A 16,965-nucleotide genomic window follows, 5' to 3' on the forward strand; every position below is an offset into this window, starting at 1 on the left:
CAGTATTTAGCTAAAGATAAAAATTATATCTTTTATCACTTATAAAAGGTATAATTTACAATAGAATTTAACATATTATAACAATGGAGCCAATAATCTACAAACAGAATCTATTGCTTTTTCTAGACGAGACCTAGCTTCCCAAGTACTTAAATTTAATAAAGTACTTTCCTTTTTGTCTTGTTCAAATTGATTTTGCAATTGGATGCATAGCGGAGGATCTGAAATAATAGCCGCAATCTCATAATTGATATAAAAACTACGTATATCAAGATTAACAGTCCCCACAAAGGACAGCTTGTCGTCTATCGTAACCGTCTTAGCATGTAAGAATCCTTTATTGTATAAATATACTTTTACATTACGTTGCAATAATGGTTTCAAAAATGACAAAGAAGCGTGTCTTACCAAGAAAGAGTCCGAAGTATTCGGAATCATCAGCTCTACATTGACCCCCGAAGAAGCAGCCACTATCAAAGCACGTTCTAACTCCTGACTAGGGATATAATAAGGCGTACACAACCGGACACTGGTATGCGCTTCACCAATTGCTAATAATAAAGCTTCCATATTAAACGGACCAATGGAAGCAGGGTCACTGGAGACGAAACCTACTCCTGCAGCACCACTACCCATTTCCTTGTCTCGATTAATTTTCAAATAACCATCTTCCAATAGAAAAGGGATTCCTTCAGTCTGGTTCCAAGAGCTCCAAAAGCTTAATTGCAACATATTAACCGCATTTCCTTCAAAGCGAACAGCAGTATCTCTCCAATAAACTTGTTTAGTATTTTTAGGATCGTTTATATACTTATCAGAAATATTAATTCCGCCAATATATCCTACAGCGCCATCAATTACGGCTATCTTTCGATGATTTCTATAATTTGAGTTGGCCAAAGAGGTAAATGTTACCGGTAAAAAAGCATAGAACAGAATTTTACTATCTTGCTTCTTACGCATATATTTAACCAATTGAGGAGACCCAAAATTATCTACCAATAAACGTACGATAATTCCTTCACGTGCCTTATTTTCTAGAATATCAAGTATCTGTGTGCCAATACTATCTGTTTCAAAAATATAATATTCCATATGTATAGAATGCTTCGCATTCAATAAGTCTGCTATAAATAGAGGGAATTTTTGTTCTCCATTTATCAAAAGCTGGACATTATTATTTAACGTAGGCAAAGAAAGTCTTTCTTTCTTCATCAGACGATACACTTTGGATAAGTCACCAATCTTTTCGTGAATGTCTTGAATAAAAGAATCCATAATAGGATCCAATTCACGCCATTTCTTTTCCAACTTGACAGTCTGTTGTCGATTAATTCTTTTTATTTTTTGTACTTTAACATATTTCTGTCCAAAAAAATAATATAAAATTAAACCTACCAAAGGCAGAAAAACAATAACCAAAATCCATGCAATGGTCTTTGTCGGATTTCCATTTTCAATTAGTATTGTACTAATCACCCCCGCATAAAGAAGTAATAATGGTATCCAATACCAATTCCTTGCAAAATCCCAGAATGGTTCTAAGGCCTCAAATATCTCCATACTGTATCAATATAAACAAAATGTTCGACACAAAAAAGAAGTCTATGATGACTCATAGACTTCTTTTATTTTATACTTAAACCTAAATTTCTCTGTCTTTATCCCATTTTTCAAGGTAATCACCTACACGTCTTAAAAAAGACCCTCCTAATGCACCATCAATGACACGGTGATCATAAGACATCGTAAGATACATCATATGACGTATAGCGATAACATCACCATCTGCTGTTTCTAATACAGCAGGTTTTTTTGTAATGGTACCTACAGCAAGTATCGCTGCTTGTGGTTGATTAATAATAGGCATCCCAAAGATATTACCAAATGCTCCGATATTGGTAAATGTAAAAGTACCATCCTGCGTGTCATCAGGTTTTAACTTGTTGCCCCTCGCTCTAACTGCTAAATCGTTCACTGCTTTACTCAAACCTACTAAACTCAATTGATCAGCATCTTTGATAACAGGAACTATAAGATTACCTGTTGGCAGCGCTGCTGCCATACCAATATTGATATGTTTTCTTATGATGATATTATTACCATCTACAGAAACATTAATCATTGGAAAATCTTTAAGCGCTTTACTAATAGCTTCGATAATCAATGGCGTAAATGTTATATTTTCGCCTTCACGCTTCTTATAACTATCTTTAACTTTATTTCGCCAATTGACCAAATTCGTAACATCAGCTTCAACTACAGAAAATACATGCGGTGAAGTACGTATACTATTAACCATATGATCAGCAATCAATCTGCGCATACGATCCATTTCTATTATTTCGTCACCATTAGAAGATTTAACCACCATAGCAGGTGCTGTGGCAGGTATATTCGCCGTAGAAGACTGGCTTTGTATGTTAGTAACTGTTTGTTTATTTACGACAGTATTAGCTCGTGTAGCGAGATAATCAAGCACATCTTGTTTTGTCACTCTACCTTCACTTCCAGAACCTACAATACATTCTAATTCAGACGATTCCAACCCTTCTTTATATGCGATATTTCTTACTAAAGGAGAATAAAACCTACCTTGTCCATCAAGATTGCTATGCGAAACAGTAGGTTGTTCTGTAGTTTGTAAAAGTTCAGTACCCGGAATTTCGAAATCTACCTCCACTTCTTCTGCAACTTCCTTTGCCGTATTATTTGATACTAACGTGGTCGTATCTACTTTATCGTCACCTTCAATTTCCAAAATAGCTATTGGTTCTCCTACTTGAATAACTGACCCTTCTGCGAATAAAAGTTCTTTGATAATACCAGATACAGATGAGGGTACTTCAGAATCTACTTTATCGGTCGCTATTTCGGCTAATGTTTCGTCTTCTTGGATATGCTCCCCTACTGACTTTAACCATTTAGTTAACGTCGCTTCAGAAACACTTTCTCCCATTTTTGGAAGTACCAATTTGAAAAATCCCATAGTTATATCGTAATTAAGGATACTAAGTTAAAAAAATATGAATTAAAACGCTAAGGACAATATATAATAATTGATTTTATATATATACCAAAATTATATTTCGAAATTAGGACAATTCTTTTTTAAACAATTTCCAAAGCATGATCAATGCTTGGGCTATTGTTCTTTCTATATTTATTCGACGATCATTTCGGAATTCAAATTTCTTTGTGACAACCTCATATTTGCCCTGCACCGCAATCCAAACCGTACCTACAGGTTTCTCTGTAGTGCCACCACCAGGTCCCGCTATGCCACTTGTAGCAACCGTATAATCGGCATTACTTATTTTTTGAATACCTGCTGCCATTTGTATTACCGTCTGCTCACTGACCGCGCCATATTCAGTAAGCACAGATTCTTCAACCCCAAGAATATTCGTTTTTATTGAATTGGAATATGCTATTATTCCACAGTCAAATATTTGAGATGCTCCTGGCACCAAAGTTATAGCCCCAGCCAAATTACCGCCAGTACAACTTTCAGCAAAAGCTACTTTTAACTTATTTGCAGCAAATGTCTGAACAATCACCTCTTCAAAGGAAATATCTTTGTCAGCTACAACATAATCCTGCAAACGTAAAATAATCTCTTGTGCAAATAAATCAGTATCCTTTTTCAAACTATCGTAATCCTCTCCTTGAGAAGTAAGGCGAAGACGTACTAAACCTAATTTGGGTAAATAGGCAAGTTTAATATGTGTAGGTAATCGATCTTCGATATCTTTAATTCTTTCTGCCAAAAAAGATTCTCCCAAACCTACAGTTATAATATGTGCATGGTACACCTTTGTACTACTAATCTTGTCAATTAGCTTAGGAAAAACACGTTGTTCCATCAGGAATTTCATTTCAAAAGGCACGCCAGGTAAGAAGACATATATCTTTCCTTCATATTCTATCCACATCCCTGGCGCCGTACCGACATCATTGAAAAGAACTTCCGCACAAGCTAATACTTCGGCTTGAGCATAGTTCGAGGTAGGTATTTCCTGACCTGGACGATTTTTTGAAAAAATTTTCTTTACATGTAGTAATACTTTTTCATCAAGTACTAAGGGAGATTGAAAATAAGATGATATCGTTTCTTTTGTTACATCATCTTTGGTCGGGCCAAGCCCACCTGTAACGATAATTAAATCTGCTCTATTAGACGCTAGTTTCAAGCTCGAATATATCGCGTCTTTTCTATCCGAAATAGACGTTATTTGTTTGACAGATATATTTTTCAAATCCAATTGTTGTCCTATCCATGCGGAATTGGAATCGACAATCTGACCTAATAATATTTCATCTCCGATGGTTATTATTTCAGCTTTCATAACAAAAAGTTAGCAAATAATTAATACGTATAATGACTATTACGCTTTGTAAGTTTAAGATCTTGTAAGATCGAAGCTTTCGCGCGAATAGTAATGTTGTAACTTTGATATCTTCCAAATGGAACCCATCCCATCGACATATCCCAACAATGAAGATCACGATAAATAGAGAAACGAGTTAAGGACAATTCTTTTTGTTTAAAATCGTATCCCGAATTAAATTGAATTTTCCATTTGGGAGTAAGATTAAAATCACCATGAAAATTTAAGGCTGCAGAATAATCCGAACGCTCTCTTCGTTGATCGAGATCAAAACGGGTGAAGTACTGAAAATTGAAAGATCCCGCCAAATTCCAAGGAATATTAAAGTCAACAAAAGCATTGGGGTCTTGACTGATACGTGCTAATGCCTGCGCCTGCTCCGGCGTCATATTAGGCATATTATTGCGCAACGAATCAATATTACCGCTACGGCTTTTAGATGCATTAGGATTAAAACTATAATCAAATGATAAGCCAAAATTAGTAAGACGAGCCAATTTACCATCTTGAATAGTATATTTATCTACACGCTGCCCTCTATAATCTAGCTCATATGGATCTAATGTACCATTGAAGTTTAAGTTTATTTTTTGATTAAATAAGGCCGTTCTTCCTGAAAAACTAATAGTAGAAAGCTTTAGTGAATCCGCAGCAAAATTATAATTACCACTAAAAGATAATCCTTGTAAAATTGGAATTTTCTTAAAGCCATTACCTGTAGAATCTTTGGAGTCGCGAATCTTAGCTTCAATATTATTATCTACAGAAAAACCTATACCCATTGATTTTCCTGCTGATGGACTACCATATATACCATTCTGAAAAATCGAATATTGCGAAACAGCACCATTTTGATTAATAAAATCACGGTAGAAACCATATCTAGCATCAGCAAAATCAGGTCTATAGTTGAAGTTCACAGAAGGTGTAACAATATGACGTATAGCTTCGATTTTACCAATTTTCGGATACATACCATATATCTTGGTCGACAATCCTGTAGAAAAAGAATAATCATAAGCACGACGAAAACCAGGAACGGTATCGGTAACATCTTTGATTCCATTCAATTCATTTTCTAAGCCTTTGCGGATGGTTTGCAGATACCACCTTTCTGTATAATTGACAGAAGTATTAAATTGAAAATGCTTGAAAGCATTTAAGCTCAAACTAACAGGAATATTATGTTGAAAACCGTTGGTAAACTCTTTTAATGTTTGCTTCGTGAATAACGTCGAATCGCCTGTCGACAAGGTATTACTTCCTTGCAAGCTATAACCAACCGTAATACGTTGATACCATTTTTGCTCTCCTACTCGATCCTTAGAATCAAAAGGATTAAATGTAGCTACGTTTAGGGAGAATGTAGGTAATTGCAAATAGATATTACCAGAAGCCATATCTTGGCGATGGCTCAAACTGGATGTAAAATTCACCTTACCATCCGCAAATACTTTTCCGTAACTAATAGAAGATGACATATTATTACGAATCAACTGATCGTAATCATACGTACTATTAGCTCCTGTATTTTGAAAATAAGAAGATGTACCAAAGTTTACAGATGCAGAGAATGATGTTCCTGGATTTGCTTCTTGACGCTGCGTATGATTCCAAGTAACATTAAAATCTCGATTACTGCCATAATTCGTCGCACCCTCGACCCCCACTTTAGTAGATGCAAAACGTATATTGAATCCACCACTATATTTGTAATTTACTAAATAATTCGTCCTTATCGATGACTCCCACGAACCTTTAGAATAAAAACTACCTCTAATCTCAGAATCCCAATAATCATTAAAATTCAAATACCAACCCAAATCACGTAACCCAAATCCTCTATTGACATCATCGCCAAAAGAAGGAAACAAAAAACCAGACTGTCCTTTATCTTGTTTCGGAAAGAAGGCAAATGGTACCGCTAAAAATTTAATAGGAATATGTTCAACAACAAGATACGATGGTCCAGCTATAATTTTCTTATCCGTAATAAGTCCTTTTGAAATGTGAATACCAAAATGTGTGTGTGGCTCTGGTAGGTTACATGTACTATATAAGCCCTTAAAAATGGATAACTCATCATACAAATTCTTTCGTAAAACCTGCGCTTGAATATACGCGCCATCTACTTCAGTCATTACCCCAAAGGTCTTACCTTCCAATGTTTTATAATTATATCGCAAAGAATCGACCGCCTTCGGTGTATCATTAGGAAACAACACAACAGGCCTACCTATGTATTTACCTTTACTATCTGTAACACCACTAGCAAATAACATATTATTATTACGATCTAACCGAATATAATCAGCGGAAAGTTCAAAATCTTGATACTTTACTTTTGCGCCACTATATAAATGAATAATATTTCTTTGAACTTCATTCCAAGCAGAATCATTAGCCACAATTAGAACTTGTGTTTCCAAACCACTTTCATCTTTCATCATTACTGTATCTTGACCTGTAGATGATTTTAAATAATTTTTAGTAGTATCAGTTTGGGCACTATCAGAAATAACCGCAGCTGAGGTGCGGGGATTTACAACTTGAGAAATAGCATTAACCATCCCTATAAACAGGAATATAAATACACATGTAATACGTATCAACGTCTTCAAGGGGGCGGATAAATTGTTAAAAATAGCGTGTTAAGTATAAAAATACAACTACAAAAATAGTCAAAAATAGCAATAAACGATTCTTATTTTAATTATATACGTTAGAATCCATTATCTTTGTTGTTGAGTGAAAATTAAACACAACAAATTTGTAAAAAAAATATAGATGAAACTTTTAAATATTGTTAAAAAAATAAATTCCTCAGCTATAGCTATTTCTATTTTATTTGTAACATCATCTTTTAATATATCATCCACAAAACCACATAATAATCCCCCTATCAATTCACTCTCCAAAGTAAAGGTTATATGTTTAGATGCAGGACATGGTGGTCATGATTTTGGTGCTGTAGGAAGAAAATCAAATGAAAAAGACCTTAATTTAGAGGTCGTTCTTAAATTAGGTAAACGTATAGAGGAAGAGTTACCTGGGGTAAAAGTAATATATACTAGAACCACAGATGTATACCCCAAACTATACGAAAGACCAGCATTAGCTAACAAGCACAAAGCTGACCTTTTTATATCTGTACACTGTAACTCTGCCGACAGAGATGTGCGCGTAAGAAATTCGAGAGGAAAATATGTAAACTCTGTCAAAAGAAACCCACAAGTACGCGGAACTGAAACATTAGTATGTGGTATAAATAGAACAAACGAACAAGATGTCGCTATTCGTGAAAATGCTTCTATTTTATTAGAGGAAAATTACCAAGACAACTATAATGGTTTTGATCCAAAAGATCCTTCTAGCTATATTGTTTTCAAATTGATGAAAAGACAATACCGTGATCAAAGTATTCGATTAGCAACATATATTCAAAATCAATATGCAGCTTCCGCACGCGGAAATAGAGGCGTTAAAGAACAGGGTCTTGCTGTATTGGCGACAGCTGCCATGCCTGCTGTACTTACGGAGCTCGGTTTTATTAGTAGCCCTGAGGAAGAAGAATTCATGATGTCAACAGAAGGACAGCGTGAAATTGTAGACAATCTTTTTCAAGCAATAAAAACATACAAAAATAACGTAGAAAAATAAACTTTTTCACTATTAGTTTGTTACTTACTAATAGGAAATTTAACGCTAAATAAACTATTTTGAAATTATCTAACGAAACTAAGGTTGGTGCAATTACTACTCTAGCGATTGCTGTACTATTTATTGGTTATAGTTTTTTACGAGGAAATGATGTATTCAGCACGGATAACATGTTTTACACGGACTATGACAATGTTGATGGCCTGACGACCTCAAAACCAGTATTAGTAAACGGCTATCAAATAGGTCATGTTTCCAAAATGTATCTTCTAGAAAATGGAAAAATACGTACTGAATTCAAGATTAAAAATGAATATGAAATCCCTTCAAATACGATAGCACGTATTGTAAATGAAAGTATATTGGGAAGCAAAGTAATAGTATTTAATTTGGGAAACAGTAAAACATATGCCAACAGTGGCGACCCACTTCAATCTGATGTACAAGCAAATTTAATGGAGAAAGTAGAACCCCTACAAAAGAAGGTTGAGAATCTCGTTGTTAAATTAGATTCTGTATTATCAGGTGTAAATACGGCATTAGATGAAGAATTTCAAAGAGACTTTAAAAGTAGCTTACGTAGTATATCTATTTCTTTAAATAATATGGAAAAGATTACGAATAACGTTGAAAGCTTAATGGGGTCAGAAAAAATTAGATTGGCAAAAATTATGTATAATCTAGAATCTATCACTGACAATTTTAAGAATAACAATAAAAAGCTTAACAGTATATTAGCCAACTTGGACAATTTATCTGATGACTTGGCAAAATCTGAAATTAAAGCTACCATAGAGAACGCAAACCAAGCTATGAAAGATGTTCAATCGATAACCGATAAAATAAATAATGGCGAAGGCTCTCTAGGTTTATTGGTTAATGACGACAAATTGTATAATAATTTATCTAATGCATCAGAAAATTTAGACCAATTAATATACGATGTTAAAACAAATCCTGCTAAATATTTAAAGATTTCAATATTCGGTAAAAAAGATACTAAGTAAAAAATATATTATAAAAAGAAAGGCTGAATCAAATGATTCAGCCTTTCTTTTTATAATATTAAAGTGTTTCTTTCAACCAATTAAAAAACTCTCGTTGCCATACTAATGCATTCTGTCCCGAAAGCACCCAGTGATTTTCATCAGGCATATATACAAGCCTACTTTTGATACCTTTTAATTGTGCTACTTGAAAAGCGCCTAATCCTTGACCTACAGGCACACGGTAATCCTTAGCACCTTGATAAATCATAATCGGCGTATTCCACTTGTCAATATGTTTGAGTGGATTAAACTCATTGTATGTTTTTGAATTCTTATCCTCCCAATATGGGCCTCCTAAATCATGATTAGCAAAGAATAATTCTTCTGTTGTATTGTACCAAGAGGTCATATCAAACAAGCCATTATGGGAGATAAACGTTTTGAAACGATTCTCGTGAATACCCGCCAACATAAAAACAGAATAACCGCCATAGCTTGCACCTATTGCTCCTATTCGATCGTTATCCACATACGGTTCTTTTTTGAAATCATCTATTGCCGATAAGTAATCACGGATCGCTTGACCACCCCAATCTTTGGAGATGTCGGCATTCCATTTTACTCCCCAACCCGGCATACCTCTACGATTAGGTAATATAACGATATATCCTTGAGATGCCATCAATTGGAAACTCCATCGAAAGGAGTAGCTTTGTGTTGTTGCCGATTGTGGTCCACCTTGACAGAATAATAAAGTAGGATACTTTTTGCTTGGATCAAAATCTGGCGGATATATTACCCAAGAGAATAAATCTTGACCATCTGAAGCTTTTGTAAATCTTCCTTCTACCTTAGTATCTTTAAAACCAGCATACATCTTCTCATTGACCTGCGTTATTGGTTTTAGCGTTTTCGATTTCAGGTTAAATAGAAATACTTCTGCAGCACGCGTCATTTTAGTTGAAGTAACTACGATACCGTCTTTTGTTTCTCCAACAATACTTGCAATATCAAATTGTCCTTCAGACAATTGTTCTATAGCGGGCAAAGCACGATTGTTCCAATTAGATGGGATATGTACCACAAATAACTGTACTGTACCACGTGTCGCTGCTGTGAAATAAATCTTCTTATTATCATTGCTCCACTTAAATGAACTTACCGTTTCATCCCAATGTCCAGTTAAGTTCAACTTTTGACCCGTTACAGAATTCTGTAAAATGATATCATTTTTATCTGCTTCGTATCCATCGGTTTTCATGCTCGTCCAAGCCAACACCTTTCCATCAGGACTAAATACAGGATTGGTATCGTACCCCATCATTCCTTCCGTTATATTGGTAGTTTGTTTGGAAGCTAGTTCATATTTATAGATATCAGTATTTGTACTTGTAGCATACTCTTTACCAAATTTTTTCTTGCACACATACAAAACAGACTTACTATCTGGAGACCATACAAAATCCTCTGCTCCCCCAAAAGGTGCTTGTGGACTGTAAAAAGGTTGATCACCTAATAAATCAATAGGTTCTCCTATTTTACCATTATCGTAGGTTGCTACAAAAGGGTGATTAAATTTACCATCATTAAAAGTATCCCAATGACGATATTCGAGATCATCGTAGATAAACATATTAGATTTGGGTAAATCCTCAAACTTATTAGGACTATGGTATGTTTTCAATAATACTGCCTTACTAAACAATATATATTTACCATCGGGCGAAAAAACTACATTTTCTAAACCATCAGGTACATCCGTCAATTGCACGGCATCAGTACCGTTAACATTCTTTTTCCATAACTGACCTTTATGCGAATATATAACATCACCATTAGCCTCAATCTTAACAACAGATTCACCGCCCAAGTCATGAGTCAACTGACTCGTTTTTCCGGACTGCATATTTACGGTGAATAAGTTCTTTTCCGACTTATTACTTTCTAGTGAATAATTAGAAACACCATAAACTAATGTACGTCCATCATTTGTAATCCCTTCAGCAGAAACTCTACTTAGGTTCCATAAATCCATTGGAGTCATGTTTTTCTTTGCAAAAGATTGTTCAATCTTACTATCTATTAAACTTTTGTCCATTTGACGCTCTGGTTTCTTTTGCGCTATAGCAGAAGAGCTTAACATCAATGCTATTGCCAAAATCGATATTTTATTCATAATCTATCCCTATTTACTGAATGCAAGATAACAAAATCATATAAGTTACTATAATTTACTGCCCCGGCAACAATAGTAAGTAGGAGAATATTCATCTTTTATAATCAAGCGTAAATCTATAATATAGGATCATTCATTAAATAAAGCTGATATAATAGTAAAGGGACATTATATACTACAATTGAAAAAACTTATCAATAGGTAAGAACTAAGTTATACCTATAGCAATAGGTAGTGAAAACATATTTTATATACTAAATTGATTCTTTTAGCTCTCTAAGAAAAACAGATAATGACGAAAAATCACCTACTGAAATAATTTTTCAGCTATTTTTTCCACTATCCTAATGCTTATTAAACCTCCTTGAGTAGCTAAAACGTCATTTTAACCTCCAAATAGCTCTCGTTTCTTTCATCATGAAAAAAAAATGAAAATTTTTTAAAATTGATAATAAGGCATTTAGCTAAAAACAAAATAAAAACAATCAATATTTATTAAAAAACACTTGACAGATGTCAATTAGTATACTATCTTTGTATCACAAAAGAAATCCTAACTGCGGAAGTGGCGTAATTGGTAGCCGCACCAGACTTAGGATCTGGCGCCGCGAGGCGTGGGGGTTCGAGTCCCTTCTTCCGCACTTGATATCCTCCCGAACAAAATGAATCGGGAGGATTTTTTTTTATATTGCGAATATAACGCTAAGAAAGTATGAATATTTCACATAAGAAAATTGATGATATCAACGCTAAAATTACCGTTGATTTAGCACCAGAAGATTATAACCCTGCTGTTGACAAAACGATCAAAGAACAGGCTAAGAAAGCTAAATTACCTGGATTCCGTCCGGGTTTAGTTCCTGTAGGTCACATCAGACGTACATTAGGTAAATCTATCCTTTTGGATGAGATCAACCGTGTAATAAATGAAAAAATATCTGCTTATATCACTGAACAAAAACTTGAAGTATTAGGTCAACCACTTCCTGTTGAAGGCGAAGATGAAGCGAAATACAACTGGGATTATAAAGATAATTTCTCCTTTAACTATGAAATTGGTTTAGCGCCAGAATTCGCTATTCCTTTTACAGCAGAGACAGAATTTACAGAATACGATATCAAAGCTGACGATGCTACATTAGCTGAGCGCATCAAAAACTTGCGCCGTAGTTATGGTAAAATGACTAATCCTGAAGTATCAGAAGAAGGTGATGTATTATACGCTGTCTTGAAACAAGATAAAGAAGGAGGTTTAGAAAATACGACTTCAATACGTACAGATATCATCGAAGATGCTAAGATTAAGAAATCTTTAGTAGGTATCAAGAATGATGACACCGTTAAAATTGATGTTAAAAAAGCATTCAAAGTAGCTGACTTAGCCCGTATCTTAGGTATCACTGAAGAAGAAGCTGAGAACTTAGACGTTACAAAATTCGAATTAACAGTTAAAAACATTAATCGTCTTGAAGAATCAGAATTAGATCAAGATTTCTTCGACAAATTGTTCCCTGCAGGTGAAGTTACTTCAGAAGAACAATTTAATGTTAAAGTTAAAGAAGAAGTAGAGAACTTATTTAAACAAAATGCTGCTCAAAAACTACGTAACGATCTATACACATTCGGTATGGATGCAGTTAACGCTACTTTCCCTGAAGCATTCTTAAAAAGATGGTTAAAAGCTACAAACCCTAACCTTTCTACTGAAGAAATCGAAGAAGGTTTTGCTGACTTTATCTCTAACTTGAAATGGACGATCATCGAGAACCGTATCGTTACTGCTAATAACTTAGAAGTAAAATACGATGAGGTTGTAGACTTAGCAAAGGAACGTATCTATGCGCAAATCAAGATGTACAACATCAATGAGGAGCCTACAGATGAGCAATTAGGTCAATTCGCTTTACAATTATTATCTGATAGAGAGCAAGCAAACCGTTTGTTTGAAGAGGTAAAAGCATTGAAAGTTTTCGATTATTTGAAAACAACAATTAAAATTAACTCTGTAGAGATTGACTACGATAAATTTGAAAGTTTAGACAAATAAGCTAAATTTTAAACAATATATAAAAGAGTCGATCTTCAGATCGGCTCTTTTTTTGTTTATATTGTATAATACCCAACAACACTATGATTATAAGACCTGCACAACCGAGTGACGCTCCTGCACTAGCGAAGCTCATCAATATGGCAATGCTAGAGATTACCTACCAATTTATCGGTAAAGAAGACCAAAACGAAGCTAATGCTTTTATAGAATCTTTAGTGATGCAAAAGAACAATCAATATTCATACGAAAATATATTTGTACTGCAAGAACTCGATCAGATAATTGGGCATATTTGTATTTATGATGGTTCCAACTTTGAGCTATTGCGACAAAATGTACTAGATAATATAAAACAAAAATATGGACATGATTACATGGCCGAAGCGGAAACCGGAGCTGGAGAGATGTATATTGATACTTTTGCCATTTCTCCCACCGTCAGAGGCAAAGGTTTAGGTAAACAACTCTTACAGTTTGCAATAGATCATTATGTCAACCAACAACATAAAGTATTAGGCTTATTGGTTGATAATGAAAATCCTACTGCTAAGAAATTATACCTCGGTATGGGATTTAAGGTAGTAGAAGAACGTGATATCTTTGGAAAAAAAATGGAGCATATGCACTATGCATAAGCTCCATTTTTTAGATTAGATAAGGCTTAAAGACCGACTCTATTTAGAACGATATATTGTATGCTAAGGAAACCCTACCAAAAGGATACTTCTTAGTGAAATCTGCATATTGAGGATCTTTATAATTTGACTCCAACACAAAATAACCTGTAGAAATATTTAAGGAAAATTTACTTACCAACCTTACACTAGCATCTAATGACGCCGTATGTAACAAGTAATAAGAATCGTTACCACTAATAGTATGGAAATAACCTCCATTGTAATTACCAGAAATCAACAATCGCTGAAAAACACTAAGCTCACCTCGAAAACGATACGATACCCCAGAGCCGTAATTGTAATTCCTAGCATCACCATATAGAAGATAAGGATCCGGTACTGCAGCTAGTAGTACTGCCCCCGCACCAACACTTATATTAAATTTATTGTCATTCTTATATTTAAATTTTGAGTTCCAGTTGTATACAATACTTTGTGCCCCATAAAAGAAAGCATCATTATTATATACATCATAATGGGCATTCAATGTACCAAAATGTTCGCCTGTTTTTGTTTTAAAGAACTCCGCACCACTCAACAGCGCGTGTACGTTAATAGCATTGACAAATGTACTATCACCATTACCAACTTCTAAATTAACAGAGAACTCATCGAATGGTCTTTTATAATTGTGATCACCATTATTATAGAAAAATCGTAATCTACCAAATATAGAATTCTTTCCTGTTTGTATATATTCATTGTCCTGAGCATCAAACCTTCTTACCCCAAGCTCAACTACAGCATGTATCACAGAAGAATCTACCGCATAATACTTGTCGACAGGCTTTCCCCATTTACCATCTAAAATCCTATTCAATCCATTTAAAGGGTTAACTAATAAAGCTACAATTTCATTACCCAAATTATAACCTCCTTTGCGGTTACGTGCCAAAATATTGCGTGATACTCTATGTGTCATCTCCCCCAATATAATACCTCCAAAAGTAGTATTTACTAAATCATTGATCGAAGGAGCTTGTGTCTCCCCCGCTGTTTCCCAAATATAACTTCCAGCTAATGTTGCAAGACTTGATTGGTAAAAATTATAACCATTGCTACGAAAGGCATTAAAATACAATTGTCCATGATAAGGGTGGTCAATCTGGTTGGTACTAAATTGATTATCATCCCACTGCCAAGCACCTAAGCCCTGATGTTTTATAAAATTCTTAAAACTAATATAGGAGTACGGATCCCTACGAATAAATCTATTGAAGGTAGCAGGTACAGCTTGTATTAATAACCATTCCGTTCCTGCACGCCAAAAGTGCTTTGGACGCGTAACAGAAGCATCAGAAAAATCAAATAAAGTATCTTTATCTATGGGTTTCCATAAATTAGGTCCTTCTTGAGAATCAATAGTAATAGGAATAGAATCTACTGGCAATAATAAACTATCTTGCCCACTTACATGACCTATAAGGCCCGTTAAAAATAAAAATAATGTTAAAGTAATTCGCATAAACGAAAAAAGTAAAGAATATGATATTAAATTTAATAATTAACAATAAAAATGGAATAATGTTTTGAACCCATACATAATATTATTTTCAATTGAGAACAACAAAAGACCATAATTAATTATGGTCTTTTGTTGTTCTCAATTGAATTATAATTATACGTTTGCAATACCACTAATACATAGGTACTTCCATCAATAATAAAGATGTAGCCGTAGTAGCTTTAATAATGATATCGCTTACATCAGTAATACCTATAGCGTCACGTCTAGACAAGGTATGATCAAGGACATCTACCTCCCCTTCTAATACGAATAGATATAATCCAGTACCTTCACCTTTAAAAGAATACTTCAATTCTTTATCTTGATCTATATCTGCCAAATGAAACCACGCATCTTGGTGAATCCAAGTACCTGCATCTTCGGGATTAGGCGATACTATTTGTTGAAACTTATTTTTGCGATCTTGCGGATCAATTTGGATTTGATCATATCTAGGCGTTACATTATCTTTATTCGGAAATAACCAAATTTGTAAAAACTTAACCGCATCAGTATCACTGCCATTAAATTCGCTATGCTCCACACCTGATCCCGCACTCATCACTTGGATTTCATTAGGACGAATTACCCCATTATTCCCCATACTATCTTTATGTGCCAAGACACCTTCCAACGGTATTGAAATAATCTCCATATTACTATGTGGATGAGTACCAAATCCATTGCCTGCAGCTACATAGTCATCATTCAAAACACGCAATGCACCAAAATGCATTCTATTAGGATTATGATATCCAGCAAAACTAAATGTATGAAAGCTTTTTAACCAACCGTGATCTGCACGCCCTCTACTATCTGCTTTAAATAAAATTGTATTTGCCATTTTTGTCCTTATTTGTTAGCACAAAGATAAGGTAAATAAGCTCCTGTAATTATTAACCTATATTAATAATTATAAAGAAAATATGCTTTTATGTTCTTTCAGCTCTCAACTTACTTAAGAATTCGGGTGTGATACCAATATAAGAAGCTACGGATTTCTGCGGTATTGTATTAATAATGGTAGGGTACAAATTGCAAAATTTCTCATACCGTTGCTTGGCTGTCAACGTTAAATAATCTATTGTACGATGATTGCTTGCTGCTAAAGCATTTTCTGTCAGAATACGAAAATACCTCTCCAACTTAGGTATTCGGTCAAATAAACTGAGCTGACATGTACGTTGCAAGATCAAAACTTTTGTATCTAATAATGCATCTATATTCAGCTCACTAGGCACTTGTTTTACCGCGCTATACATATCCGATATCCACCAATTTTCAGGTGCAAATTGTAAGATATGTTCATAGCCATCCTTATCTATCGCATAGGAGCGCAAACATCCCTCGACTACAAAAGCAGAATAATTGGCAAATTCTCCGGAACGCAATAAAAATGTTTTACGTGGAATCACCTTTTCTTTAAACAACTCTCTTATCACATTTTCCTCCTCACTGTTCAAAGCTGTTACACCATTGATATGCTGTATTAATTTTTCAATCATAATAAAAAAG

At 34.5% G+C, this 16,965-nt stretch carries 12 protein-coding genes and 1 tRNA gene; 5 read left to right on the top strand and 8 right to left on the bottom strand.

What is annotated here, in order from left to right; all coding sequences use genetic code 11:
- Nucleotides 1–75: 75 nt before the first annotated feature.
- The 4 genes from cls to IP023_RS02265 form a co-directional block, all read right to left on the bottom strand.
- Entirely contained in the window at nucleotides 76–1,563 is a 1,488-nt protein-coding gene (gene cls / locus IP023_RS02250) for a cardiolipin synthase (RefSeq protein ID WP_241788622.1), read from the bottom strand.
- Between the two features lie 82 nt (nucleotides 1,564–1,645).
- Nucleotides 1,646–2,989, bottom strand: coding sequence for a dihydrolipoamide acetyltransferase family protein (locus IP023_RS02255; protein ID WP_241788623.1), 1,344 nt, complete (start codon nucleotides 2,987–2,989; stop codon nucleotides 1,646–1,648).
- A 106-nt stretch (nucleotides 2,990–3,095) separates the two neighbouring features.
- Entirely contained in the window at nucleotides 3,096–4,349 is a 1,254-nt protein-coding gene (locus tag IP023_RS02260) for a competence/damage-inducible protein A (protein WP_241788624.1), read from the bottom strand.
- A gap of 20 nt (nucleotides 4,350–4,369) precedes the next feature.
- Complete coding sequence (locus tag IP023_RS02265) at nucleotides 4,370–7,012, bottom strand: putative LPS assembly protein LptD (protein WP_241788625.1); 2,643 nt, start codon at nucleotides 7,010–7,012, stop codon at nucleotides 4,370–4,372.
- 166 nt (nucleotides 7,013–7,178) lie between these two features.
- On the opposite strand from IP023_RS02265, the gene IP023_RS02270 reads away from it, so the two are divergent.
- Complete coding sequence (locus tag IP023_RS02270; RefSeq protein ID WP_241788626.1) at nucleotides 7,179–8,051, top strand: N-acetylmuramoyl-L-alanine amidase family protein; 873 nt, start codon at nucleotides 7,179–7,181, stop codon at nucleotides 8,049–8,051.
- 59 nt (nucleotides 8,052–8,110) lie between these two features.
- On the top strand, nucleotides 8,111–9,058 hold the full coding sequence (locus IP023_RS02275; RefSeq protein ID WP_241788627.1) for an MlaD family protein: 948 nt from the start codon (nucleotides 8,111–8,113) through the stop codon (nucleotides 9,056–9,058).
- A 58-nt stretch (nucleotides 9,059–9,116) separates the two neighbouring features.
- Here IP023_RS02275 and IP023_RS02280 read toward each other — a convergent pair whose 3' ends face one another.
- Nucleotides 9,117–11,216: a S9 family peptidase gene (locus IP023_RS02280; RefSeq protein WP_241788628.1), complete on the bottom strand. Its 2,100-nt coding sequence runs from the start codon at nucleotides 11,214–11,216 to the stop codon at nucleotides 9,117–9,119.
- Nucleotides 11,217–11,775: 559 nt separating this feature from the next.
- Here IP023_RS02280 and IP023_RS02285 point away from each other — a divergent pair.
- From IP023_RS02285 to IP023_RS02295, 3 genes are all read left to right on the top strand, one after another.
- A tRNA-Leu gene (locus IP023_RS02285) sits at nucleotides 11,776–11,857 on the top strand.
- Between the two features lie 71 nt (nucleotides 11,858–11,928).
- The gene (locus IP023_RS02290; protein ID WP_241788629.1) at nucleotides 11,929–13,263 is read left to right on the top strand and encodes a trigger factor; all 1,335 of its coding nucleotides are present in this window, start codon (nucleotides 11,929–11,931) and stop codon (nucleotides 13,261–13,263) included.
- 83 nt (nucleotides 13,264–13,346) lie between these two features.
- Entirely contained in the window at nucleotides 13,347–13,901 is a 555-nt protein-coding gene (locus IP023_RS02295) for a GNAT family N-acetyltransferase (RefSeq protein ID WP_241788630.1), read from the top strand.
- Nucleotides 13,902–13,944: 43 nt separating this feature from the next.
- Here IP023_RS02295 and IP023_RS02300 read toward each other — a convergent pair whose 3' ends face one another.
- The 3 genes from IP023_RS02300 to IP023_RS02310 all read right to left on the bottom strand — a co-directional run bounded on the left by IP023_RS02300 (nucleotide 13,945) and on the right by IP023_RS02310 (nucleotide 16,955).
- Complete coding sequence (locus IP023_RS02300; RefSeq protein WP_241788631.1) at nucleotides 13,945–15,408, bottom strand: DUF3943 domain-containing protein; 1,464 nt, start codon at nucleotides 15,406–15,408, stop codon at nucleotides 13,945–13,947.
- A gap of 172 nt (nucleotides 15,409–15,580) precedes the next feature.
- Nucleotides 15,581–16,294 carry a pirin family protein gene (locus IP023_RS02305; RefSeq protein ID WP_241788632.1) on the bottom strand — a complete coding sequence of 238 codons (714 nt, stop codon included), beginning with the start codon at nucleotides 16,292–16,294 and terminating at the stop codon, nucleotides 15,581–15,583.
- Nucleotides 16,295–16,382: 88 nt separating this feature from the next.
- The gene (locus tag IP023_RS02310) at nucleotides 16,383–16,955 is read right to left on the bottom strand and encodes a Crp/Fnr family transcriptional regulator (RefSeq protein ID WP_241788633.1); all 573 of its coding nucleotides are present in this window, start codon (nucleotides 16,953–16,955) and stop codon (nucleotides 16,383–16,385) included.
- Between the last annotated feature and the right edge of the window lie 10 nt (nucleotides 16,956–16,965).

Source organism: Sphingobacterium rhinopitheci (genome assembly GCF_022627575.1).
GTDB lineage: Bacteria > Bacteroidota > Bacteroidia > Sphingobacteriales > Sphingobacteriaceae > Sphingobacterium > Sphingobacterium rhinopitheci.